Consider the following 24,951-nt stretch of genomic DNA (forward strand, 5'->3'; position numbering starts at 1 on the left):
GGCGGGCGACAAGGCCCGCCCCGGATGTGCTTCTGGCTACAGGACGACCGGGTTGAACGTTTCCAGCAGTGCTGCACGGCTCGCGCCGATGAGCAGGTTCGGGCTCGTGGTGGCCGCGGCCTCCGTGCAGGGCAGCTCGCTCACGGCATCGGGATGGGCGGCGCGCAGCTCGTCCATCTCGCCGAACTCGATGGCGCGCATGGGGCAGGCCTCCACACACACCGGCTCGTGCCCCGCCTCGCGCAGAGCACGGCAGGTGTCGCACTTCTGGACGATCTTGTCCTCCTCGATGAACTGCGGCGCACCGTAGGGGCAGCTGTTCACACAGGTCTGGCAGCCGATGCAGGCCTCGTCGTCGTGCTGCACGGTGCCGTCCTCGTCCTTGTACATGGCGCCGGTGGGACAGTTTGCCACACAGGCCGGGCTCTCGCAGTGGTTGCAGGAGATGTTCAGGTGGAACATGCCCACCTCGGGGTAGGTGCCGCACTCGAAGGTGTCCACCCGGCGCAGGCGCGGACCGGCAACCTGGATATCGCGGCGGTCCTTGCAGGCGACCTGGCAGGTCTTACAGCCGATGCAGCTGGCCAAATCAACATAGAATCCCAAGCTCATGATTAAGCCTCCTGTCCCTCTTCGGCGCCCGGCACCACGTAGGCGGGCGAACTTGCGGCGTCCACGCCGGCAGCCAAGAACGGGCCGCGCTCGAAGTCCTCTTCCAGAGGATCGCCGTCGTATTTCTCAATCTCGATGAGCAGGCTGTTGTAGCCGTCCACCTGGGGGAAGTAGTTCGACTGCATGCCGTCGGAGAGCATCTGCTCGCTCCCGCCGCGGTCGATGATATGGTCGGGGTCGGTCTCGTCGAACACCGAGTGCACGCCGTGGGGAATGCCAACCGTGCCCGGCATCATGCCCTGCATGGGCTGGGCGATGCGCAGCATGCTGCCGAAATCGTTGAAGCAGCGCACGGTGTCGCCGGCCTTAATGCCGCGCTCGGCCGCGTCCTCGGCGTTCATGAACACCGGGTTGCGGAAGGCCTCCTGGGTCCACACCATGTTGTCGTAGCAGGTATGGGCGCGACGCATGTAGTGCGGCGTGTAGGCCTGCAGCGGGTAGGCGCCCTTCTCCTTGGTCTCCCAGTTCGCGAAGGTCTCTTGGTAGCCACGGCGAGGCACGAAGTAGTTCGCGTAGGGCTTGATGGGCTCGTCGGCGAGGCCGATGCGGTTCACGTTGTCGGCCTTGAACTGGCAGTAGATCTCCAGCTTGCCGGAAACTGACGGGCGCGGCCAGGCGGTATCGGTCACGACGACGGACTCGCCGTCCTCGCCGATGCCCAGCTTGTCGTCGCGATAGCCCACGTAGTTGCGCTTATCGCCTTCGGAGCGCTGGACCACATAGCAGCCGTCGGCCATGAACTGGTCGAAGCCGACCTTGCCCTCCTGGGTGGGGTAGCTCGCATGGTACTTCTCGTTGTCGGCGTCGGTCCAGGTGATGACCGGCTCCCATTTCGTCGCGTCCTCGTTCAGCACGCGCATGCCGAGGAAGTAGCCGAGCCACTGGTCGTAGTTGCTCTTCGGGTAGGCGTCATCCGGATTGAACCCCATGCGCTCGATGATCTCGCGGAACACGCGCTTCTCCTCGCGCGCCTCGTAGAGCGGCTTGATGAGCGGACGCCAGGCAAGCAGGGCGTCCTTGCGCTGCTTCTGGCCGTTGCCGTCGCCGAAGGCGCTCGGCCAGGACAGCTCGCCCCAGGACTCGTCGTCGTTGCCCTCCCAGTGGGTGCACACCGGCAGGATGATGTCGGCGAACTGGGCCGTCAGCGAGAGCTTGATCTCGAAGGAGACCACCGTGTCGGCGGCGCGCATGACCTTGATGGCCGTGGGCAGATTGCCGCGGGTCTGCATGAAGTTCGAGTTCGTGGAGATGAGCAGGCGCGGGTTCACCGGCATCTCGCGGGCCTCGTGGTAGGTAGGCGTGTTGGAGCGCAGCTTCGTCGGATCGCCCACCACATCGCTAGAGCCCAAGTCGTAGGGGCCTTCCGAAGAAGACAGGTACTTCCCCTCGGCCAGCGAGCTCCACCAGGAGTTGCCCTCGATGTTGCGGTTGGGACCGGTGGCTGCAGGCGAGCCCACGAGGTTGTCCACACAGCCCCAGTCACCGCCAGCGTGCTGAATCATACGGTAGCCCGAGTCGCCCGCGTCCCACGTGTAGATGGCCGCCGCGCCGTGGCCGGACTTGCCGTAATGGCCGCCCAGAGCCGACACGGTCATGAAGGCCTGGGAGAGGTTCTCGGCACCCAGGTAGCGGGACGCGGCGTAGCTGTGCAGGAAGATGACGGCGTTGTTCTTGCCGGCCATCTCGGCGTACCAGGTGATGTCCTCGACCGGCGTGCCGCAGATCTCCGTGGCCCACTCCGGGGTCTTCGGGGTGTTGTCGTAGGCGCCGAGCAGGTAGTCGCGGAAGTTCTCGTCGGTGGTGGCGTCGGCCGGCATGGTCTCGGGCGTGAAGCCCACGGTGCGCTCGTTCACGAAATCCCAGTCGATGATGTCGCCGCGCTCCTCATCGAGGCGCACCATCTCGTAGGCGACGGCCAAAAGGAAGGCGGTATCGGTACCGGGGCGCACGCGAATCCAGCGGGCGTCCATGGCGGCGGCGGTGGCGTTGTAGTCGGGGCCGACGAACACGAAGTCCACGCCGGATTTCTGGGCGTTCTTCAGCCAGTACATGGAGGAGTGCTGGGCCCAGGCGGGGTTGCAGCCGTAGAGCACAATGGTGTCGGCGTTGGGCAGGTCGTACTTGTCGGGGGCCATCATGATATCGGGATGGTCGCCCCAGGAGTACAGGCCCAAAGCCTCCGTTTGGAAGGCCCAGCAGCCGAAGGACTCGCACTCGGTGTTGTACACCGCGCCGCCAATGACCGGGAACATGGCGGAGCCGGGAGCCCAGCGCCAGGCGTTGCAGATGACGGCATCCTGGCCGTACTCGGCGTAGACGCGCTTGAGCTCATCGGTCACGTAGGTGAGCGCCTCGTCCCAGCTGATGCGCTCCCACTCGTCACGCCCGCGCAGCTCGCCGTGGGCGGCATCCCCGCCGCCGGGCTGCCACATCTTGCGCTTCATGGGGTACTTGATGCGATCGGCGTTGTACACCTGCTGGCGCAGGGAATGCCCGCGCAGGCAGGAACGCTGCTGGGGGCAGTCGAAGCTGTCGGCGTGGGAGTCGTCGGTCTTCTGGCGAACGACCACGCCATCCACCACGTAGCCCATGTTCAGGCACATCTGGTTGCAGTTCTGGTGGCAGTGGATGGGCATCCACTCGCCTTTGCCCTCGATGATGGCGGCATCGCTGGCCACCTGGTGGGTCGCCGCGCCGGCGCCCTCGCCCGTGGCGGCCATGTCCGTGCCGGCCTGGGGCGCGCAGCCCGCAGCTCCCACGGCGGCCGTGGCTGCCATGGCGGCAGCACTCGCCTTCAAGAAATCGCGACGCTTCAAGCTCTTGTCCAACAGAGACATGAACATCACCCTCCTCTTTCTCTTGTCTTCTCCTGACAGCCCGAATCATACGGAGGATGCGCGTTCCATAGGTAATGCTTATAATGTAATCTTGCAAATGCCTGGAAGGCATGGGGAAATCGGGGGGATCCATGGAACTGAGAACGCTGCGCTATTTCACCACCGTAGTTCGGGAGGGCTCTATCACCGCGGCGGCAAAATCGCTGCACGTCACCCAGCCCACGCTCTCGCGCCAGCTGGCCGCCTTGGAAGACGAGCTGGGGCATGCTCTCTACCAACGCAATCGCAAGGGCATCGAGCTGACCGAGCAGGGCGTTATCCTGCGCCGCTACGCCGAGTCCATCCTTGCCCTGGCCGACAAGGCCGAGGAGGAAATCGCGCTCCCCACCCACTCCATCGCCGGCAAGGTGCACATCGCCGCCGGCGAGACCCAGGCCATGGAGCTTATCGCCGAGGCCATGAAGCGCACGAGCGCCGCCTACCCGGGCATCACTTTCGAAATCTACAGCGGCACCTCCGCCGACCTCATGGATAACTTCGTCCGCGGCTTCTACGACTTCTTTTTGGAATGCGAGATGCGCAGCCACGTGGACATGCACACCATGCACCTGCCCCACAAAGACACCTGGGGCCTGCTCGTGCGGCGAGACAATCCCCTGGCTTCGCTTGAGGCGGTCTCTCCCGAGGATCTGATTGGACAGCCGCTTATCAGCTCGCGCCAAGGCGTGAAGGTGGGCGTGCTAGGCCAATGGTTCGGTGAGCTGGCCGATGAGATGGACGTGCGCGCGGTCTACAACCTGCCGCTGAATGCGAAGTTCCTCGTGCGGGCGGGCCTGGGAAGCGCGTTTACCTACCGCGGCCTTTTCGAAGCCAACAAAATAAGCGACCTCGCCTTCGTGCCGCTGTCCCCTACCCTGGAATCCACCCAGGGAATCGTCTGGCGCAAAACGCTGCCCACTCGCCAAGCCCAAGCATTCCTGGACACCCTAAAAGAGGTCTGTGAGGAAATAGGAGGCGATTAAGCAAAGTCTTTCCTGCCCTTAAACCCGGCACCAAGGACCAAAGGACAAATTCGGATTTTGGTAAAATCTAATTCGGATTTTGGTAGTACTACAAAAAGGGAGGTTGCCATGGGCCAGTCATCGGTTAAACCGCAGGGCTATCTTCCGCGCCTTGTTGATGAGCAGATCGAACGCTACCTGCGCATCTTCGGTGCTGTCGAAATAGAAGGCACGAAATGGTGCGGAAAAACATGGACAGCCAGGCAGCATGGCGCTTCCATCAGCTATGTCGATGAAGAGCTGGCACTCGCCCAAGACGATCCCTCTCTTATGCTCCTGGGAGAGAAACCCCACGTCATTGACGAATGGCAGCGCGTTCCTTCTATCTGGAATCTCGTTCGTCACCGTGTCGACGAAGCACGTTCAGCGCGTGGAGGGTGGATTCTCACGAGCTCGTCAACTCCTCCCGGTCGGGATGATGCGACCAATGAAGCGGAGAAGCGCCACAGCGGAGCCGGGAGAATCGGACGCATCAAAATGTCTCCCATGACCCTATCCGAGTCTGGCGAATCAAGCAAAGCTGCCTCACTCGCCCAACTCTTCGAAATGCCGCTCTCTACCGAGATTGTTGATAGCGACACCGAGCAACTCGTTGAAATTGCCTGCAGAGGAGGCTGGCCCGAGGCGGTTGACCTTGCTCCGATGGACGCTCAAGTAGTTGCCCGCGAGTACCTTTCTGCAATTTGCCACGAGAGCGCGCCCAGCCATGGCCTCGACCCCTACGTCACCGAACGCGTCATCGCTTCCCTAGCTCGCAATTTGGGACAAGCCGCCACGTATGGCACCATCAAAGAGGATGCCTTGGGAGCAACCGGGTCCAATCTTACCGATCGACAAATTGGCGATTACCTTAGCTTCCTCAATCGAATTTACCTCACCATGGAAGTGCCCGGCTGGGAACCGCCCTCACGTTCAAAAAAACGTCTTCAGGTCAAACCCAAGCGCTACCTGGCCGACCCTTCTTTGGCAATAGCCGCGCTGGGCATGTCTCCACAAGCGCTTATGGAAGATTGGCAAACCTTCGGGCTTGTGTTCGAAAACCTCTGCATGCGCGACCTCACCGTATATGCACGAGCTCACGAACTCGCACGCCCTGTTCCCGTCCGATACTATCGCGACGACTCTGGGCTCGAAGCTGACGCAATCGTGGAGCTGGCAGATGGGCGCTGGGCCGCCTTCGAGATAAAAACGAGCGAAAGCAAAGTCGACGCTGCCGTTGAAAACCTCAAGCGACTTCGAAAAAAGCTTTGTGAGAACCCGCGCTCCCAGACGAAGCTTCCATCATTCATGGCCGTTATCGTCGGCATTGGAAAATACGCTCGCGTTGTCGAGGAGGGCATCTACGTTATTCCCATACGCTCACTCACAGCCTAAAGGGCCGTGCCCGTAGCTCGACATCATCCGAGCAAACGCTACCAGCACGTACCCCGCCCTCCCCAAACCGTGCAAAAGTGCGGTTATCTTCTTGCAATCCATGCAGAACTGCCCCGAAGTCCATCTTCGGCGGAAGATAGCCATACAAAAGTGCGTTTAACTGCGTTCGTGCTCGAGGCAAGCGCGCTGCGGGATTAAACCGAAGAGGGGCCCAGTGCTTAACCGCATCCCAGTTCACGTGTCCAGAAAGGGAGGCGGCTCATTGACTGGGCCCCTTGTTCAGCGCGCGGAAGGCCGACAATTGAGGAGTTTTACAAGCGCGGGAGAACGTTAATGCCCCTCAGCGGAAAGCCCGTTGGCGCGCTCTACGCCACCACGCGCGACGCCACCACTTCGCCGACGTTCTTGCCGAACACCTCGATGTCGCACACGGCGTTGCCGCCGATGCGGTTGTTACCGTGGATGCCGCCCGTGACCTCGCCGGCCGCGTACAGGCCGGGGATGGGGTTGCCGTCGGCGTCGAGCGCCTCGTTGTTTACATTGATCTTGATGCCGCCCATCTCATGGTGAATGCCCGGCGCTACCTTGATGGCGTACATGGGACCGTCAGCGAACACGATGCAGCCTTGGGTGCGCCCGAACTCGTCGGCCGCACCGCCGGCCACGGCATCGTAGGCCGCGATGGTGGCCTCAAGGGCGGCCGCATCTACCCCGATGGCCTCGGCCAGGCCGGCCACCGAGTCGGCCTCGGTCACGAGACCTTGCTTCTCCAGCTTCGTCACGGCCTTGTTCGCGTCGTAGACCTGCTGGTCGAACACGCACCACACATCGCCGTTCGGCTGGGCGAGCTCGGCAGCCGACACCTTGTCGCGGGTGGACATCTCGTCGAAGAAGCGCTTGCCCTCGCTGTTGACGAGGATAGCGCCCGAGCCGCGAATGCCCTCGGCCACAAGTGAATGGGTCGTCTGCTCCACGGTCGGGTGAATCTGGATCTGGTCCATCTGCACGAGCTCGGCGCCCACCTTCTCGGCGAGCCGATAGCCGTCGCCGGTGGCACCGGGCTGGTTCGTGCTGACGAAGTCCTTCAGATCGGGGCGGTACTGGGCGATCATCTCGGGGTTGGAACCCAGGCCGCCCGCCGCAAGGATGACGGCCTTGGCGTTGTAGACGGTGGGGGTATTGTTGTCGTTGGCCACCACGCCCACTACGGCACCGTCGTCGGTCACGAGCTCGGTGACCTCGCACAAGTTGCGAATGGGAATACCGCGCTCGGCAGCAGCTGCCACCAAGCCGGGCACGAGCGTCGCGCCCACGGCCGAGCCGTCGGTGGGACGATGGCAGCGCTTGACGGACATGCCGCCGGTCTGGCCGATGTTGTCCAGCGTGATGCCCAGGCCGTCCAGCCAGTCAATGGCGCCGGCGGAATTCTCGCACATGAAAGTGACCAGCTCCTCGTCGCCGGCGTTGTGGCCGCCGTCCAACGTTTCCTGGATGAACAGGTCGGTGCTGTCCTCGATGCCCTGCTCCTTCTGGAACTTGGTCTCGGATGCGTTCATGCCGCTGGACGAGTAGTTGGTGTTGCCGCCGTTCACGCCCATCTTCTCCAGCACGACGACGTTTTCAACGCCCGCATCGTGGGCCGCGATGGCCGCCGACAGGCCCGCGCCGCCGGCACCCACGATGACCACATCGTAGTCGTTGTTCTCCACCGGATCTCGATCGGCGGGCGAGCTGATGTTTTGCGGCGCGCAGCCGGCCAGACCCAGTATGCCAAGGGCTCCGGCACTTGTCAGAAAACCGCGTCGCGTCAGACGCGGCGCACCGGAGGCACCGTTAATAGCACTTCCCGCCACTGACGATGTTTTCGCATTCCCAGCCATGGTAGTTCCTTTCTCGATTACGCCTTGTGCGCATCAGAGCCTTCAAGGTCCTTTGATCTGGAACTACTTTAGTTGGGAAAACACCTGATAGATGAGTTGTTCACCAAGCGTTGAGACCGCGCGGGCAGACCGTCATGACCTCGATGGCAACGAAGCGAAACCGTCACCGCGCGGTCATCGTCTAGCAGCCGAAGAGCCGCTCGGTCGCCCCCATGCGCTCGACGATGGGCACGCCGAAGGGGCAGCGGGGCTCGCACTGGCCGCAGGCGATGCAGGCGGCGGCGGTGGCAGGCATGGCCTTGTAGTGGGCCGCCACCGATGCGGGCACCTCGTCGGCCATAACCGCCAGGTCGGCGAACTTGTTCGCGAGCGCGATGTTGATGCCCACGGCGCACGGCGCGCAGTGGCCGCAGTAGGTGCACTGGCCCATGTAGGCATGCTTGGGCGCGCCGGCCAGCACGCTGGCGTAGTCACGCTCGGAGGCCGAGGCGCCCTCGTAGCCCAGGGCCTCGTCCAGCTGCTCCACCGTTTCCACGCCCACCATGACGCTGGCCACGGCCGGCCGCGTGAGCGCGTAGTGGATGCACTGCACGGGCGTGAGCGCCACGCCGAAGGGCGACGAGGCGGCCGACAGCAAACGGCCGCCCGCGTAGCCCTTCATCACCGTGATAGCGGTGCCGGCCGCCTCGGCCCGGGCGTACAGGCGGGCGCGCGCAGGCTCGATGCCGTCGCCGGACACATTCTCGTAGTCGCCGAACAGGTCGTCCAAATTCTCCGAGGCGGGCATCATGTCGAAGGCCGGGTTCAGCGAGAACATGATGACCTCGATCTCCGGCTCGTCCACCGCCAGCAGGGCCACCTCGGGATTGTGGGTGGAAAGCCCGATGTGGCCGATTTTGCCCGCAGCCTTAAGCTCGCGCATGTAGCCGATGAAGTCGCCGGCCATGATGGAGCGGAACTCGTCGCAGGAATCCACGTAATGGATCATGCCGATTTCCACATGGTCGGTGCGCAGGCGCGCGAGCAGGTCCTCGAAGGCGGGGGGCGCCTGGGACAGGTCGCGCGTGCGCACGTACTGGCCATCCTGCCAGGTGCTGCCCACGTGCCCCTGGATGATCCACTGCGCGCGCGTGGGCTCCAGCGCCTCGCCGAGAGCCGAGCGCACCGCCGGGTCGCTCATCCAGCAGTCCACGATGTTCACGCCCGCCGCCGCTCCGCGGGCGGCCATGGCGTTCACCTCGGCCTGCTCCATCTTGCCGATCCACTCGGCCCCGAACCCGATGACACTCGCCTTCAGGCCCGTGCGGCCCAACTCGCGATACTCCACAGACGCTCCTCTCCTTGGAATCCTGCCTGTGCCCATTAAACACTTAGAGCGAACTCCAAGTCAATGGAACGCCCCTTTCGGCGTACCTTTTGCGCATGCTTGGCCGATGGCGGTTGAAGCGCACCACTCAGGGTGGTATTTTCGGAAGATGCGAAACGAGCAAGAAGGAACACCCCCTGTGATTATCGGAATTACAACGACGCTCAACGAGGCCGACGGCTTCCAGCGCGTGAACGTGGAGTACATCAACCGCGTCGCCGCCACGGGGGCGGTGCCTGTGCTGCTCACGCCTATCGAGGGCGGGGCCGATGCGAACCGCGAACACGCCCGCCGCGTCATCGACATGCTCGATGGACTCGTCATCTCCGGCGGCGGCGATATCCACCCGCGCTACTACGTGCCCGCCCCCAACGCCAACCGCGACGAGATGGGCATCGATGATCTTGAGGGCCTGAGCTGCGGCTGCTCATCTCGCTGCCGCTCCACCGGCGCCGAGGTGCCCTTCTGCGGACACTACGTGTCCGACCGCACCTTCCAAGAAGCGATGGACGGCACCTCGTCGGTGGAGGTGGTGGAGTCCCTGGATGGCCGCGATGTGCTGCCCGCCACGGGCCGTCCACCCATCCCCTGCCTGGACGGCCTGCTCGCTGTCTGCGAGGACCGCGACGGCTTCGAGCTGGAGCTTGCCCGCCTCGCCCACGAGCGCAACCTGCCCACACTGGGCATCTGCCGCGGCATGCAGGTGATGAACGTCACTTTGGGCGGCAGCCTCTACCGCGACCTGTACAACTGCGGCGTCACCGAAAAGCGCCACCGCCAGCAGCCGCCCTACTACGGACTCACCCACCAGGTGACCATCGCCCAGGGCAGCCTGCTTGAATCGGTCGTGGGCGCCACCGGGGCCTTCGATGTGAACTCCATGCACCACCAGGGAATCGACCACGTGGCTCCCTGCCTCCTTGTGGCCGCCCGCTCCGACGACCGTGTGGTTGAGGCCGTGGAAGATCCCGCCAAGCCCTTCTTCTTGGGCGTGCAATGGCACCCGGAATACCTCGACCGCCATTGCGGCCTGTTCAATGCCCTGGCCGCGGCATCCCGCGCCAAAGCCGAGGCCTAGCGCCCGCCATGAGCGTCCTCGCCGTCGACGTCCCGCCGCTGCGCTTCCCCGAGCCATTGCGCGAGGGCGTCATTCTCACGCGACCAAACCGCTTCATCATGGACGTGGATTTCGGCGGCGGCGAGGTAGTGCGCTGCCATTGTCCGGCAGTGTCGCGCATCGGCGGTCTCGATTTGACCGGCCGCCCCTGCCTGGTGTCCGACTCGCACAACTCCAAGCGCAAGATGCCGCTGACCGTGGAGGCCTATTCCCTGCAGCAGCCCCATGATGCGGCCAAGCAGTGGATCGGCATCAACCAGAACGCCTCGAACCGCTACGTGGAGCACTACCTGCGCGAAGGCGCCTTTGCGGCCATCACCGGGCCTGTTGCCAGCGTGCGCCGCGAGGTACCCCTGGGTTCGTCGCGCCTCGATTTCCTCGTGAACGACGATTTGTACCTGGAAGTGAAGACGCCCCTCGTGCAGATGCAGACCGAGATTCCCGCCTACGTGCCGCGCCTGCCCGAGGTTCCCTTCAGCTCCACCGAGCGCGCCATGCGCCACCTGCGCGAGTTGGCCGCCTCGCTGGCAAACCACGAGCGGGCCGTCATCCTGTACTGCCTCTACTACGACAACTTCGGCTTCCGCTACTACCACGGCACCACCTACGAGGAAGTGCTCGCCACCGTGGACGCCTGCCGCGCCGCCGGCGTGGAGCTATGGCAGGCCGACTTCGAAGTCACGCCCGAAGGCGTGGCCCTCAAGCGCTATTACGAGTTGGAAAGGTGGTAGGCGCCGCCAAGCCCCCTCCCCCATAAAAAAGCGGCGAGCCCAGCCCGCCGCTTCCGCGCATCTTTGTTATCGGGCTCCTACGCCTCTTCCGCCTCTGCGGCCGTGTGGTTGGGCACATAGCCGCGGTTGTCGGGCACGAGGAAGATGAACACGAGCGAGCTGGCCAGCAGCAAGAACGGATAGAACAAAAACGGCATGATTTGGAACGCCGAAATCTCAAAACCGAGCTCGGTGCAGGCGGAAATGGCCACGAGCATTTGAGCGCCATAGGGAATGACTCCCTGGAAGACGCAGGAGAACGTGTCCAGAAGAGACGCCGTCTTGCGGCGGGAGATGTCGTAGGTCTCGGCCATCTCATGGGCGATGGGGTTGGCCATGACGATGGCCACGGTGTTGTTGGCCGTGGCGATGTCCATGGCGCCCACGAGAAGCCCCATGCCCAGCATGCCGCCCTTGCGGCCGCGGAAGGCGCGCTTGATGCCGTTCAAGAGCGCCACGAAGCCGCCGTTCTCACGGATGAGCGCGCAGATGGCGCTCACCAGCACAGCCACCATGGTGGTCTCGAACATGCCGGACGCGCCCGTGCCCATGTTGCCGAGCAGGTCGGTGGCGGCCACGGCCCCCTCGGCCACCACGATGATGGAGCCGGAGATGATGCCGAGCAGTAGCACGACGAACACGTTGATGCCCACGATACCGCCCACGAGCACAATGAGGTACGGGATGAGCTCGAGCAGGTTGTAGTCGTTTTGCACCGTGCCGGAGATGTCGGTGCCGAAGGACAGCACGAGGATGATCACCAGCGTCACAATGGCCGCGGGCAGGGCGATCTTGAAGTTCTCGCGGAACTTGTCCTTCATCTGGCACCCCTGGCCTTGACAGGCGGCAATGGTGGTGTCGGAGATGAACGACAGGTTGTCGCCGAACATGGCGCCGCCCATGACCGAGGCCACGCACAGCGGCATGGAGAAGCCCGAGGCCGCGGACACCGCCACGGCAATGGGCGTGATGAGCGTGATAGTGCCCACCGAGGTGCCCATGGAAAGGGACACAAAACAGCTCACCGCGAAGAGCACGGCCACCGAGTACTCGGCCGGGATAACCGACAACATGAGATAGGCCACCGATTCCGCCGAGTCGCGCCCCACAGTGCCGACGAACACGCCGGCCGCCATGAAGATGAGAATCATGGTGACGATGGTCTTGTCGCCAATGCCGCGCCCCATAATCACGAGCTTGTCATCGAAGGGCAGTTTGCGGTTCTGAAAGCACGCCACCAGAAGCGCAATGAGGAAGATGACCACGATAGGGATGTTGTAGAACCCCATGGAGATGCCCATGCCGTACTCGAACATGATGCCGAGCCCCAGATAGAGCACAAGAAACACGCCGATGGGCAAAAGCGCCGCCACATTTCCCTTTTTATCCGCCATAACGTCCCAAACTCCTTCGTTGTTTTCGAAAACCGCCCAAAGGCGAAACGCTAGTATATCAGTGTTTTGGAAGGCCGCGCCCGGTGCCGCCCCGCCTTCTCTATAATGGGCTTAAGACACCAACGATAGGAACGCCATGGAACCTGCCACCGCGCCCGCAACGGAAACCTACGAGCTGCCCGAGGACTTCGGGGAGCCTGCCAACGCAACAGACGACGGCTTCGGCGCCGCGCCCGACGACCCCTTCGCCCCCGGCTCGCTCGGCTGGCGCCTTCCCTGGGCCGAGACCGGCGAGGGAGAGCTGCTCACGCCCTCAGAAGCGCTAGAAGTGTTTTTGGAATGGGTGGACTCGCGCGGACTCGAACTGTGGCCCCACCAGGAAGACGCCCTGATGGATCTGGCCGTGGGCGACTCGGTCATCCTGGGCACGCCGACCGGCTCGGGCAAGTCCATGGTGGCGCTGGGCCTGTGCTTCATGGCCGTGGCCACGGGACGTACCGCCTACTACACCGCGCCCATCAAGGCGCTCGTGTCCGAGAAGTTCTTCGCCATGGTGGATGTACTCGGCCGCGATAACGTGGGCATGATCACGGGAGATTCCACCATCAACACCGAGGCGCCGGTCATCTGTTGCACGGCGGAGATTCTCGCGAACCAGGCGTTGCGCGAGGGTCCCGCGTCGAAGGTGGCCTGCGTCATCATGGACGAGTTCCACTTCTACGCCGATCCCGACCGCGGCTGGGCTTGGCAGGTCCCGCTGCTCACGCTGCCCCGCGCCCAGTTTCTGCTCATGAGCGCCACGCTCGGCGACGTCACCGACATCGCAAGCGCCCTGGAAGAGCGCACCGGCCGCCCCGTCGATTGCGTCGCGCACGCCCCGCGCCCGGTGCCGCTTTCCTACGAGTACACCTTCGAGACCCTAGAGGCCACCGTCGAGCTGGGGCTGCGCGCCGACGAGGCGCCGATGTACATCGTGCACTTCTCCCAAGACGAGGCGCTGAAAAACGCCCGGTCCCTCGCCAGCTACGGCGTGTCGGACAAGGCCCAGCGCGAGGCCATCAAGGAGGCTATGAAGGGCACGAAGTTCACCACGCCCTTCGGAAAGATTTTGCAGCGCCTGCTCGCCTCAGGCGTGGGCGTGCATCACGCGGGCATGCTGCCGCGCTACCGCCTGCTGGTGGAGCGATTGGCCCAGCAGGGGCTGCTGCCGGTCATCTGCGGCACCGATACGCTGGGCGTGGGCATCAACGTGCCCATCCATACCGTGGTGCTCACCCAGCTCACGAAGTTCGACGGCCAAAAGATGCGCCGTCTGCGCAGCCGCGAGTTCCATCAGATCGTGGGGCGCGCGGGCCGCGCCGGGTTCGACACCGAGGGCATGGTGATCGCATTAGCCCCCGAGCACGAGATCGAGAACCACAAGGCCGTCTTGAAAGCCGGCGACGATCCGAAGAAGCTGCGGAAGATTAAGAAGAAGCAGCCGCCCGAGGGCTTCGTCAGCTGGAACAAGCAGACCTTCGAGCACCTCATCGAGAAGCCGCCCGAGAAGCTGACGCCCCGCATGCGCATCACGCACTCCATGGTGCTTTCCGTGGTATCGCGCGGAGGCGACGCCTGGAAGAACGTGCACGAGCTCATCGCCGACTCGGCCCAGACGCCTGAGGAGAAAGTCAAGCTGAACGCTCGGGCCGATGAGATTTTCGCGACGCTTCTGGAAGCGGGCGTGGTGGTGCGCGAAGAGGACGAAGCCGGCGAGCCGAGCTACGTGCTCACCGTGGATCTACCCGAGGACTTCGCGCTGGACCAGCCTCTTTCGCCGTTCTTGTTGGCGGCGCTGGACCTGCTGGATCCGGAAAGCGGCACCTACGCGCTGGACGTCATCTCGCTGGTGGAAGCAACGCTGGAAAACCCCGCAAAGGTGCTGCGGGCCCAAGAGCGCAAGGCCCGCGACGCGGCCATGGCCGCCATGAAGGCCGACGGCGTGGAGTACGAGGAGCGCTTGGAACGCCTCGCCGAAATCACCTACCCCAAGCCCTTGGAAGAGCTTCTCGCCCACGCCTTCGAGCTGTACTGCCAGGGCGTGCCGTGGGCGCGCGACTACGAGCTTCTGCCCAAGAGCGTGCTGCGCGACATGGTGGAGACGGCGAGCGACTTCAAGACCTACATCGGCCGCTACGGCATCGCGAAGTCGGAGGGGACGCTTCTGCGCTACCTGTCGGATGCCTTCCGCGTGCTCGTGCGCACCCTGCCGCCCGACACCCTGGACGTGCGCCTGCGCGACATCATCGCCTGGCTCGGCTTCATGGTGCGCACCACCGACTCGTCGCTGGTGGACGCGTGGGAGAGCGCCGGCGAGCTGCCCGGGGCCGGCGCGCCCCCGCAGGCACCCGACGCCGTGGTGGCCGACCGTCACGGCATGGAGGTCATGGTGAGAAACGCGCTGTTCGCCCGCGTGCGCCTGGCCGCGCTCGAGCGCACCCGCGAGCTGGGCAACCTGGACGAGGAATGGGGATACGGCGAGCGCCGCTGGGACGCGGCTTTGGACGACTACTTCGCCGAGCACAGCGAGATCCGCATCGACGGCGATGCGCGCAGCGCCGCCTACCTGGTCATCGACGAGGGCCCGGAGCGGGAAGAGCACCTGTGGCATGTGCGCCAAATCTTCCTGGACGAGGACGGCGCCGGCGACTTCCGCATCGAGGCCGATGTGGATCTGGACGCCACCCAGGAAGAGGGCGAAGTCATCTTCAAGAACTACCGCGTCGGCTTCGTGGAGGACCTGGCGGAGTAGAACTTGGGAGTCCTCGCCTTCACGAGTCGGGCCTGGCACTGGCGGAGAAAGAGGTCGGCGCAGCCTGTCCCCCAGCGAAACGGGCGTGACAGCGATGGCGAAAACCGAGCATCGCAGGGAGGGCACCTGCCACAGGCAGAACGACATGTAGAGGGGTAGCTGCACGCGATCACTCTCTTTGGAGAAAGGCCGGGGGCTTAAGATGTACTCAGTTCTCACTTTTTTGCCATACTTCGCCTTGAACTTGTCAAGCGACCGGGTGCTGAAGCGATTCGACGATTTCACCTCAAGAGGGCTGATTCGCGGCTTCAAGCCGGCGTTGACGTACTCGCGGACGATGAGGAAATCGATCTCCATGGTATCGGCGGCCGACGTATCGTCGCGACGGGAATGGAAGCGCAACTTGTATCCATTGGCACTCAACTGCTGGGCCACGACGTTCTCGACGAGCATGCCTTCGTTGATATTGAGCTTATCGGACAGTATATGCCGGTACAGGTTGTCCCTCGTCTCTTTCCTATCGCCAAAAGCAAGCGTCGAGAGCAGTCCCGTGTCGCCGAGGTAGCACTTGAAGTTTGACTCCTCCGCCGACAGATCGAGCCCGACTTGGGGGTCAGTCACGTTAACGCATAGGTTCACCATGCGCGCATCGGCGAGCCAGAAGAAAGCACCGGCATACTCGCGATAGCGGGCATCGGGCGAGGCCGAGGAAAGCGTGAACTTCTTCTCGTGCTTGGCGAGTTGCCCGGGAATGGCATAAAAATGGCGGTGGCCCGGGAAGCATCGCTTCCCCCGAACTTCATGATGTCTTCGCGATAGAGGCCGAGAATACGACGTTTTACGCGATCCACCTGGGCGAAGTCACTCGTCTCAAGATAAGCGGAAATCGATTGGGGCATACCTCCTACGAGCATGTACTCGCGCCACAGCTGACCCGCCTTCCGATGCAGCGGATCGGGAAGCGGATGCCCGGATTGGAAGCACCCAACAATCAGATCGGCCAAGGCGGCGTTGCCCGTGGCCCAAAGGAACCCCTCGAAGTCGAGCGGACCAAGCTCGACCTTGTCCTCCTCTGAGGGAATGATGATATCCTCGACATTCTTCTTGATGGAGATGAGAGAGCCCGTCTCCATGTAATCGAAACGGCCATCGGCCACGAGCTGCTTGATATAGCTGCGAGCCACGGGGAAGCGCTGCACCTCATCGAAGATTCCCCGTTGCCCTTTTTCCAATCCAAAAGCGCCTCGTAGGCTTTCCGTTTGAAAAGCATGCTCTAACTCCTCGTTTTCAGATGGTCATTACGAAATGGGAAGTATGAAACTATCTAATTCTCACGAAACGAAAAGCAAGAAAAGGACTGGATGATTGCCATCTGTTCGGCGGACATTTGCTGTGCACGCTCGACGGCCTGCAAATCGACCCGGACATGCGCGTGCTGAACGCGGCCAACGAGCCCATCGAGGGCTGTACGCCGCCGGCAATTGCTCGGGCAGCTTCTACGCGGCCACCTACCCGGAGCTCTACATCAGCAACGCCATGGGACGAACCCTCACCTTCGCCCGCCACGCCATCCTGCACATCAAGGACAACCTGTAGATTCTCCGCACCACATCAACTCCCTCCCATTCCCGAAAGCATCGCCCGAGCCTTCTCTCCCAGCTCGGGCGATGCCGGCGTTTAGCCCAACCCACTTTCTGCTTGCAAAACGACGGTTAGCGTAGTCCTGGGGGTGCGGATTGCGGCAGCACTCAGAAGTTTTCCCAGGTCAGCAATTTCAGCACCGCGTAAACCTTGTGCAGAAACTACGCTACCCGTCATTTCTAAAGCAATTCGGAGGCATCGAGTTCGCAGGCGACGCCCGTGCCCTTAATGCCGTCGGCCCGTCTCAGCCCTCGGCTCCATCGGCGCCCGCCTCATCGGCATAGCGCTCGAACAGGACCAGCATCTCCTCGAAATTGTGCACACCGCACTTCTGGTAGATGTGGTACTTATGGGTCTTCACCGTCTCGTGGGAAATGAACAGCTGCTTACCGATGGCCGCCGCGGAAAGCCCCGTTACCAGCAACGGAAGGACCTCCCCCTCCTTCGGCGACAAGACGAAATCGGCGGCCATGGCCGCGCACGCCTCGGCGCGCAACTCGGCGAAGGAGCGCGGCGACCCATCGCTGTTCCGTCCCTCGGCGACGGAGAATGCGTCGCGGACAGCCGGAGCCGGAAGCGCCTGCTCCCTTTGGAAGTAGAACACCAGGTACATGAGGTAAGCGAGCGCGGCGCAAGGAGCCGCCAGCCGATAGACCGCAGGCGATACAAGATGCGCCACGAGCATTCCCGCGCAGAATACCGCGAGCAACGCCACAAGGCCGACGACGGGCAATGCCGACGAGCCGGAGAACCGGCGCTCCGAGAGGTAGAGCATGTCGATCCAGAGCAGCGCCAAAAACAGCAGGTTCGAGCACGCCACAACGGCATAGACTACCGAGAACGGCGCCGCGTGCAGCACGATCGACACGAGCACGCCCAGTGCGCAGGGAACCGTCATGAACAAGATAACTTCGCCCGCCTGCTCTTCCGAGCGAGCATTCCATCGCCAAGCCAGAACCGCGAGAAAGCCCACCGCAGCCATGGCGCCCACCGTGAACGGAGTCAGCGAGCGCACCGCCTCCTCCACGGAAGGATCGGCCAAGGCCGTACCGAGGCTCAGAGAACAGATAAGCCCCGCCGGAGCTGCGGGCAGGGCGGCACGGGCGGCATCCAGCCAATCGCGCCCCGTACCCGGCGACGTCGCAGGGCAAGCGCCGTCGCCCTCTTCAGCAGAGGACGCAGACGGCGCGGCATTGTTCCGACCGCCTGCCAGCGCCGCCGCGGCCACCGCGCCCGAGAGCATCACGATAACCGCGAGCACAACAGTGCCGTCCGCATCGGTTGCCGACACCATGTAGCCCCCGTGCACGAGAAGCGAGGATGCCCCAAGGCTCACAATGGTGCTGAGGGCGTAATCCCCCAAGGTGGCCTCGCGACCGAGCGAGTGCCAGGCAAGGGTCGTGCGCAGCATGACGCCGCACGATGCCGCCAACACGGCGGCCACCACCACGGGAACCCACAGCGAGCGCACGGACACGACCAACGCCGCGCTGGCGGCGGGCATTGCGATGCCCCAGAGCACCACAGAAGCAAACCGCGGATGCCGCGCAAGGCGACCGGAGAGAACGCACGCCACCGCAAATACCACAACCGCCGCAAGCGTTTGCAGCTCCATGGGGACAACGAGCTCCTCGCCCGACATATAGGGAGTGAGCATGCGCGGACGGAACAGGAGGGTCTGGACGAACGCCAGCGGACCCACGAGCATCAAGCTCGTCGATGCGAATTCCCTCGCCGCACGTATCGCCATGTTTCCCGCACCCTTCCGCCTGCAAGCACGCCGCGGCGCCCCGCTGCCTCCCTCGGTTCATTCTACCATGGCAGCTTGTCCGCACCTTTTCTTGCCCATGAGCCTGATCTGGACTTTTCTCAAAATAGCACTTTTTGGGGATAAGCAATGGCACCTATTCGGGGATGCATGGCGGACGCTGCGGCGCTAGCTTGGTCCATAGGCGCCGCACTTTCCCTCCGGCGCCTGCCATCCACGACAACAGGAAGGGGAGATCATGGATCGCAGAACGTTTATCAAGGGCGGCCTTATCGCGGGAGCCGTCGCAGCCGCCGGAACCGCCGTCGGCTGCGCCCCGAGCGCATCGGGTGCCGGAGAGCCCGTCGCCGAGGAAGCCCTCGCCACCACCGGCAATACCTGGTACGGCGAACCGGCGCCCCTCGACAGCTTCGATCTCGTCGCCACCGAGGAGTGCGAGCTGCTCATCTGCGGATGCGGTGCGGGCGGCATCGTCGCCACCGCCACAGCCGCCGAGGAAGGCGTCAAGGCCATCACCATCGACAAAGGGGCATCCCACGGCTCCATTAAGACCTTCGTAGGCGTTGTGGGCTCGCGCATCGACGAGCAGTACGGCGTGACCCCCGACAAGATGGCCGTCATGAACGAGCTGACCCGTTACACCAACGGCTTCTGCAACCCGCGCGTCGCGCGCACGTGGATCGAGGAGGGCGGCGCCACCTTCGACTGGATTTCCGACACCGTGGCCGATCGCGGCGTGAACCCGTTCTTCGAGACCGATACCGGCAGCGGTTTCCACGGCGTATGGCCCGTCTACCCCATCCAGCACGGGTTCGTCTGCGATTACACCGAGGAGCAGATGGCCGAGGCCCAGGCGAAGGCCGGTGATACGGGAGATCCGGCGGCCATGATGCACGCCCTGCCGGGAGTGAGCGACTACCTCATGGACTTCGCCGTGGAGAAGGGCGCCGATGTACGCTACCAAACCGAACTGGTGCAGCTCATCCAAGAAGACGACGGCACCGTGACCGGCGCCATCGTGAAGGACGCCGACGGCTACAAGCAGATCAACGCCTCGAAGGGCGTCATTCTGGCCACCGGAGGCTACGAGGCCGACCCCGATCTGCTAGCCGAGCTGAATCCCCAGTCCGCCTGCATCGGCGGCGTATCTATGGCCCAGATGGGCAACGACGGCTCGGGCATCAGAGCCGGCATCTGGGCCGGCGGCGTGAAGGACGCCATTCCCACGCTCATGACCTTCTCGCGCGCCGCCATCGCCCCCGACGCTCCCCTGGGCGCCCCCTACGAGGGCAATTCCTGCTGGATGGGCGACCAGCCGTTCCTGCGCGTGAACATGCGCGGCGAGCGCGTCTGCTGCGAGAGCGCGCCCTACGACTATCCGTTGTTCGTGGCCACCTATCAGCCCGAGAACAAGATCGCCACCATCTGGGACGCGAACTACCAGGAGCACATCCGAGCCTTCCACACCCTGGGCTGCTCGCGCATCGTGCCTTCGGAAAGCACGCTGCTCGACGGGCGCCCCAACGGCGAGGGCCTCACCTTCGAGGCCAACGACATGATGATCGCCCAGGGCATGGAAATGGGCATCATCCAGCAAGCCGACACTCTGGAAGAGCTGGCCGAGAAGCTGCTCATGCCCGCCGATGCGCTCAAGGCCACCGTCGAGCGCTACAACGAGCTTTGCGAAGCCGGCGAGGACGCCGATTTCGGCAAAGAAGCGAAGGATCTGCTGCCGCTGACCACGCCGCCCTTCACGGGTGCCTACTTCGGCGGACACGTGCTGTGCACCATTGACGGCTTGAAGATCGACGAGCACGGACGCGTGCTGGATGCCGCACAGGATCCCATTCCCGGTCTGTACGCCGTGGGCAATTGCTCCGGCAGCCTGTATGCCGGTTCCTACCCCGAGCTGCTCATCGGCAATGCGAACGGCCGCACCGTCACTTTCGCCCGCCATGCCGTGAAGCACATCAAGGATAACCTGTAGGCCCTCCTGCTCCCCCCTCACGGGCCCGTCCGCGTCGTCCCTCCCCGGCGCGGACGGGCGAACCTCACCCCTCGGTGGCGCTGCCGCTTCCCGATAACGAGATGGGGTCGCCGAGAAACGTCGGCAGTGGTTGCACCAGGGACGTGAAAAAGTCCTTGTCTCGGGCCAGGATCTCTCGCAGATCTCGGGCTTCTTGGCCGGCGTAGGGCCGCAGGTCGGCCGAAACGCCGTAGGCATCCAACCCAAGCCGCTCCGCCACATAAAGAGCGCGGTACAGGTGATACTTCTGGGAAACGATCACGATGCGCTTCGCTTGGAACACATCGCGCGCCCGGTACATACTCTCATAGGTGGAAAAGCCCGCGTGGTCCATGAACACGTCGTCGGCCGGGACACCGGCTTCCACGGCCACATCCCGCATGGCGTTCACCTCGTCGTAGTCGGAGCGACCATGGTCGCCGCTCATCAGCAATTTCGGCGACGTCCCGTTCTCGTACAGCGCAACGCCCTGGGCAATGCGGTCCGCCAGCATGTCGCTCGGGTGCCCATTGGGACGCACCCCGCATCCGAGCACCAGCACGCAATCGACATCGCCAAGCGAAGCCGCTTCGTCGGCGGTCACAATCCGCGACTCAGCAGAGGAGCGCACATGGGCATCTATCGCAAAGATCGCCACAGCCCCGAGGACAGCCAGCGCCAGAACACCCAGCCCGATTCGCTTCAGCCACGTACCCATTTCGCATCCTCCTTGAACGTCCGAAACGAATATACCGCGCGCAGCGATCAGATGGACGTAAGTTAAGGAAAAGGTAAGCGTCCTTCGGGCTCCTGCGCCGCCGCAGCGCTGCCTTTCGCAGGGAATGCGAACACGGCGTGCAACGTTGAGCAAAATAGTTGTTGATTGCCAAGGCGGCGAAGCGTATAGTGGCCGAGTCAACATTTCTGTGATGTCTTCGGGATGCCCGAGCGACCGCAAGCCGAGAGGTGCAGCGCGAGCGTGAGCGGCGAACCGGAGGCGGAGAAAACTCTGGAGAACTCTTAAGTGAGTGCCGAAGGTGCAAGGCCCCGCGCAAGCGGATAGCTTCGCGAAGCGGAGCGGGCCGAATCTCTCAGGCAAACGGACAGAGCGGCGACACGGCTTCTTCGGCCTGCCACCCATGGGTTCCCCAGAGCTTTCTCACGAGAAGAAGGGAACGCCGTGGAAGAGGCATTGCTTGGTATCGTTACCACCATCAACAACTATCTTTCGAACTACATCCTGATCATCCTGCTGCTCGGCATGGGCATCTGGTTCACCGTGCGCACGAAGGCCATTCAGTTCCGCTGTTTCGGCGAGGGCTGGCGCCGCGTGTTCGGCGACTTCAGCCTGCGCGGAGGCAACCAGGGCGGCGGCATGACGTCGTTCCAGGCGCTGTCCACCGCCATCGCGGCCCAGGTGGGCACGGGCAACATCGTGGGTGCCTGCGGCGCCATCATCGTGGGCGGCCCGGGCGCCATCTTCTGGATGTGGATCATCGCCCTGCTCGGCATGGCCACCAACTACGCCGAGGCCGTCATGGCCCAAAAGACCCGCGTGGTCGATGAGGACGGCACCGTGCACGGCGGCCCGGTGTACTACATCACCACCGCCTTTAAGGGCAACGGGGGCAAGTTCCTCGCCGGCTTCTTCGCCGTGGCCATCATCTTGGCGCTCGGCTTCATGGGCTGCATGGTGCAGTCGAACTCCATCGCTGAAACCATGAACACCGCCTTCGGCGTGCCCACCTGGGTCATGGGCCTCATTATTGTCGTGCTGGCCGGTATCGTGTTCATCGGCGGCGTGTCCCGTTTGGCCGCGGTCACCGAGAAGATCGTGCCCGTCATGGCCATTCTCTACGTGCTCGGCTCGCTTATCGTGCTCGTCATGAACGCCCCGGCCATCCCGGCCACCTTCGCGCTCATCTTCGAGTGCGCCTTCAACCCCGCGGCCACCGTGGGCGGCGCCACCTTCGGCATCATCGCCGCCATCAGCCAGGGCGCCAAGCGAGGCCTGTTCTCCAACGAGGCCGGCATGGGCTCCACCCCGCACGCCCATGCGCTCGCCGAGGTGCGCGACCCGCACGAGCAGGGCGTGGTGGCCATGATCGGCGTGTTCGTGGACACCATCGTGGTGGTTACCATGACCGCGCTCGTGGTGCTGTCGGTGCTCTACGTCGGCGACGGCATGCTCGCTACGGGCGACTACGCCACGCTCACCGCCGAGACCATCACCAAGACCAACATCGCCCAGCTCGCCTTCGGCCAGTTCTTCGGCGCTGGCCCCGGTGCGTGGTTTGTGGCCATCTGCCTTTTGTTCTTCGCTTTCTCGACGATTCTTTCCTGGAACCTGTTCGCGAAGCTGAATGTGGAATGGCTCTTTGGCAAGAAGGCCGTGCTGCCCTTCACCATCATCGCGCTCGTGTTCATCTTCCTGGGCTCGCTGCTCTCCAACGACCTGGTGTGGGAGATGGCTGACATGTTCAACCAGCTGATGGTCATCCCCAACGCCATCGCGCTGTTCGCCCTGTCTGGCGCCGTGCTCTCCATCGCCAACGCCAAGCACGACAAGAAAGCCACCGATGTTGCCGAGGAGAAGCTGGAAGACGAAGCCCGCGCCCGCGCCAACCGCCTGAAGTAAGCTCTCCGAGCTCTTTGCTAAGCGCGCACCAAGCCAAGCGCATCCGTTCCTCAGGAGCGGGTCGTCATCGCGACGGCCCGCTCTTTTTTGGGCAAATAATCGCGATGTGGACACGTTCCGCAAAGAGAGCAAGAATGCGCAAGCCTCTGACCAGGGGATTATTGCTCCCCTCTTGCTCGCACGGCGTCCAAAGCAGCTGAAAATGTGTCCATCTCGCCGTTATTTGGCTAGAAAAAATTTCGCTTGGGCAAATAATCGCGATATGGACACGCATCCCCTATTCTGCAACATAAGCCCTATATTTCATATTTCCGGAACAAAAGCGGCGAGCGTCCTGCGGAGAGCCGGCAGGGTGCTGTCGCATGCTCATGAGACGGGGTTTCCCGCACGTCCATGAGACGAGATTCCCTTTGCGTGGAAGCCGAGGGCGTTCCACCTACCTGGCCAGGGCCGGACCCTTGCCCCAGCGAGCGGCGATGAGGGTGGCACCGGTAAGGGCGAGGGCGGCGCCAAGACCGGGGTAGAAGCTGCCGATGAACTCCTGGGGCACTAGGTTGAAGGCGCGCAGTGCAATGCCGCCGCCCATCATGACGGCAATGATGAGGTAGCCTTTGGCATCAAAGGTATGGATGAAGCTCACGCGATCACACGGGTGGGCCATGATGCGCGCGGCGTGCTTGCGCGACACCTTGCGAAACATAAGTCCGAAGCCGATAAAGACCACCGCCATGACGACGAGCATCCACGGCCAGGCCGACGAGCCCGTCTCGAAGAAGCTCCGCACGCCGATGCCAGCCACGTTCACACCGGCGAATATCCAAAACAGCCCAGCTATCACGAGCAGATTCTCACGTTTGACCATCGTTTTGCGCCTTGCTCTCTTTTCCCGACCGGCGACGCAGCGAACAAAACCCTGCATACCAGCCTTCCATGAGGTATCATCTGCCCCAAACCTTAGCAATACCCCCTCCCCTGCGCAACTGGCGGCGCAATGGCGTAGGAAAACGATTGAGAGGACCATTATGGCGAACCCGGGCACATCCATGAGCATCCTACGACTCGCGGATGGCGAGGCGACCGACGAGCTTGTTGACGCCCTGCTCGATATGTACCGCGCCGTACAAGAAGCGGTCGCGGGAACAGACAACAACCCGCGCTGGGTCATAGGGACCCATCCGGCGGCGCACCAGCTGAAGGAAGCCGCCGCAAGCGGAGCGCTCTTCGTCGCTATGGCGGGCGGCGACATCGCCGGCGCGCTCATCGCCGACCGCGCGCCGGCGCCGGGCTACGAGAACGTGGCCTGGCAGGTTGAAGCCGCACCCGAAGAGGCGGCCGTGGTGCACCTGTTCGCCATGCATCCGGCCTTCCGCGGCAAGGGTCTTGCCCGGCCCTTCCTTACCGCCGTGGAGGACATCCTGCGCGACGAGGGCGTGCGCGCCGTTCGCCTCGACACCCTCGTTGACAACCTCGGCGCCCAGCGCACCTACGAGGCCCTCGGGTTCGCGAACCTCGGTCGCGCTTGCCTCAGCTACGGTCCCGGCCCCTACGCCGATGACCCAGACGGCGGCTTCGTCATCTTCGAAAAAGCACTTTAGCGTCGTCCGGGAATGGATCGATTCCTCTTTTGCTGACGAAAT

Annotated in this window: 18 protein-coding genes, 1 pseudogene and 1 riboswitch; of the genes and pseudogenes, 9 read left to right on the forward strand and 10 right to left on the reverse strand. The window is 63.3% G+C overall.

The features are described 5' to 3' along the window. Nucleotides 1–36: 36 nt before the first annotated feature. Nucleotides 37–612, reverse strand: a complete 576-nt coding sequence (locus VJ923_RS01500) for a 4Fe-4S dicluster domain-containing protein (protein ID WP_326437803.1) — start codon at nt 610–612, stop codon at nt 37–39. A gap of 2 nt (nt 613–614) precedes the next feature. Further along, a complete protein-coding gene (locus VJ923_RS01505; RefSeq protein ID WP_326437805.1) occupies nt 615–3,509 on the reverse strand; it encodes a molybdopterin-containing oxidoreductase family protein in 2,895 nt (964 codons plus the stop codon). 131 nt (nt 3,510–3,640) lie between these two features. Between VJ923_RS01505 and VJ923_RS01510 the strand changes: the two genes are divergently transcribed. Together VJ923_RS01510 and VJ923_RS01515 are read left to right on the forward strand one after the other, a co-directional pair. Further along, the gene (locus tag VJ923_RS01510) at nt 3,641–4,531 is read left to right on the forward strand and encodes a LysR family transcriptional regulator (protein ID WP_326437807.1); all 891 of its coding nucleotides are present in this window, start codon (nt 3,641–3,643) and stop codon (nt 4,529–4,531) included. 108 nt (nt 4,532–4,639) lie between these two features. Then, entirely contained in the window at nt 4,640–5,944 is a 1,305-nt protein-coding gene (locus VJ923_RS01515; RefSeq protein WP_326437809.1) for an ATP-binding protein, read from the forward strand. 365 nt (nt 5,945–6,309) lie between these two features. On the opposite strand, the gene VJ923_RS01520 is transcribed toward VJ923_RS01515, so the two are convergent. Further along, nucleotides 6,310–7,824 carry a flavocytochrome c gene (locus VJ923_RS01520; protein WP_326437811.1) on the reverse strand — a complete coding sequence of 505 codons (1,515 nt, stop codon included), beginning with the start codon at nt 7,822–7,824 and terminating at the stop codon, nt 6,310–6,312. Between the two features lie 181 nt (nt 7,825–8,005). After that, nucleotides 8,006–9,151 carry an aldo/keto reductase gene (locus tag VJ923_RS01525; RefSeq protein ID WP_326437813.1) on the reverse strand — a complete coding sequence of 382 codons (1,146 nt, stop codon included), beginning with the start codon at nt 9,149–9,151 and terminating at the stop codon, nt 8,006–8,008. Nucleotides 9,152–9,329: 178 nt separating this feature from the next. Here VJ923_RS01525 and VJ923_RS01530 point away from each other — a divergent pair, with 178 nt between their 5' ends. Continuing rightward, nucleotides 9,330–10,268, forward strand: a complete 939-nt coding sequence (locus VJ923_RS01530) for a gamma-glutamyl-gamma-aminobutyrate hydrolase family protein (RefSeq protein WP_326437815.1) — start codon at nt 9,330–9,332, stop codon at nt 10,266–10,268. Nucleotides 10,269–10,276: 8 nt separating this feature from the next. Continuing rightward, complete coding sequence (locus VJ923_RS01535; protein WP_326437817.1) at nt 10,277–11,038, forward strand: DNA/RNA nuclease SfsA; 762 nt, start codon at nt 10,277–10,279, stop codon at nt 11,036–11,038. A gap of 77 nt (nt 11,039–11,115) precedes the next feature. Here the strand turns inward: VJ923_RS01535 and VJ923_RS01540 are convergent, their stop codons facing one another. Then, nucleotides 11,116–12,471: a Na+/H+ antiporter NhaC family protein gene (locus tag VJ923_RS01540; RefSeq protein ID WP_326437819.1), complete on the reverse strand. Its 1,356-nt coding sequence runs from the start codon at nt 12,469–12,471 to the stop codon at nt 11,116–11,118. A 136-nt stretch (nt 12,472–12,607) separates the two neighbouring features. Here VJ923_RS01540 and VJ923_RS01545 point away from each other — a divergent pair, with 136 nt between their 5' ends. Continuing rightward, nucleotides 12,608–15,262 (forward strand): DEAD/DEAH box helicase, encoded by a 2,655-nt coding sequence (locus VJ923_RS01545; RefSeq protein WP_326437820.1) that lies wholly within the window; start codon nt 12,608–12,610, stop codon nt 15,260–15,262. Nucleotides 15,263–15,595: 333 nt separating this feature from the next. Here the strand turns inward: VJ923_RS01545 and VJ923_RS12245 are convergent. Further along, nucleotides 15,596–16,015, reverse strand: a pseudogene (locus tag VJ923_RS12245) (DUF4143 domain-containing protein); the annotation flags it as partial. Beyond that, nucleotides 15,898–16,494 (reverse strand): ATP-binding protein, encoded by a 597-nt coding sequence (locus VJ923_RS01550; protein ID WP_394355960.1) that lies wholly within the window; start codon nt 16,492–16,494, stop codon nt 15,898–15,900. The pseudogene VJ923_RS12245 and the gene VJ923_RS01550, both read right to left, overlap by 118 nt. 160 nt (nt 16,495–16,654) lie before the next feature. Between VJ923_RS01550 and VJ923_RS01555 the strand changes: the two genes are divergently transcribed. Then, on the forward strand, nt 16,655–16,858 hold the full coding sequence (locus tag VJ923_RS01555) for a hypothetical protein (protein WP_326437822.1): 204 nt from the start codon (nt 16,655–16,657) through the stop codon (nt 16,856–16,858). A 289-nt stretch (nt 16,859–17,147) separates the two neighbouring features. Here VJ923_RS01555 and VJ923_RS01560 read toward each other — a convergent pair whose 3' ends face one another. Beyond that, entirely contained in the window at nt 17,148–18,653 is a 1,506-nt protein-coding gene (locus VJ923_RS01560) for a helix-turn-helix transcriptional regulator (protein WP_326437824.1), read from the reverse strand. Between the two features lie 256 nt (nt 18,654–18,909). Here VJ923_RS01560 and VJ923_RS01565 point away from each other — a divergent pair, with 256 nt between their 5' ends. After that, a complete protein-coding gene (locus VJ923_RS01565) occupies nt 18,910–20,658 on the forward strand; it encodes an FAD-dependent oxidoreductase (protein ID WP_326437826.1) in 1,749 nt (582 codons plus the stop codon). Between the two features lie 64 nt (nt 20,659–20,722). Here the strand turns inward: VJ923_RS01565 and VJ923_RS01570 are convergent, their stop codons facing one another. Beyond that, entirely contained in the window at nt 20,723–21,394 is a 672-nt protein-coding gene (locus tag VJ923_RS01570) for a SanA/YdcF family protein (RefSeq protein WP_326437828.1), read from the reverse strand. A gap of 281 nt (nt 21,395–21,675) precedes the next feature. Continuing rightward, nucleotides 21,676–21,793: riboswitch (glycine riboswitch) on the forward strand. A 63-nt stretch (nt 21,794–21,856) separates the two neighbouring features. Here VJ923_RS01570 and VJ923_RS01575 point away from each other — a divergent pair. Further along, complete coding sequence (locus tag VJ923_RS01575) at nt 21,857–23,314, forward strand: alanine/glycine:cation symporter family protein (RefSeq protein WP_326437830.1); 1,458 nt, start codon at nt 21,857–21,859, stop codon at nt 23,312–23,314. Between the two features lie 436 nt (nt 23,315–23,750). On the opposite strand, the gene VJ923_RS01580 is transcribed toward VJ923_RS01575, so the two are convergent. After that, a complete protein-coding gene (locus VJ923_RS01580; RefSeq protein WP_326437832.1) occupies nt 23,751–24,176 on the reverse strand; it encodes a hypothetical protein in 426 nt (141 codons plus the stop codon). 160 nt (nt 24,177–24,336) lie between these two features. On the opposite strand from VJ923_RS01580, the gene VJ923_RS01585 reads away from it, so the two are divergent. Then, nucleotides 24,337–24,909 (forward strand): GNAT family N-acetyltransferase, encoded by a 573-nt coding sequence (locus VJ923_RS01585; protein WP_326437834.1) that lies wholly within the window; start codon nt 24,337–24,339, stop codon nt 24,907–24,909. The last annotated feature ends 42 nt before the right edge of the window (nt 24,910–24,951 follow it).

Origin of the sequence: Adlercreutzia shanghongiae, from assembly GCF_035830635.1 — a bacterium.
Taxonomy (GTDB): domain Bacteria; phylum Actinomycetota; class Coriobacteriia; order Coriobacteriales; family Eggerthellaceae; genus Adlercreutzia; species Adlercreutzia shanghongiae.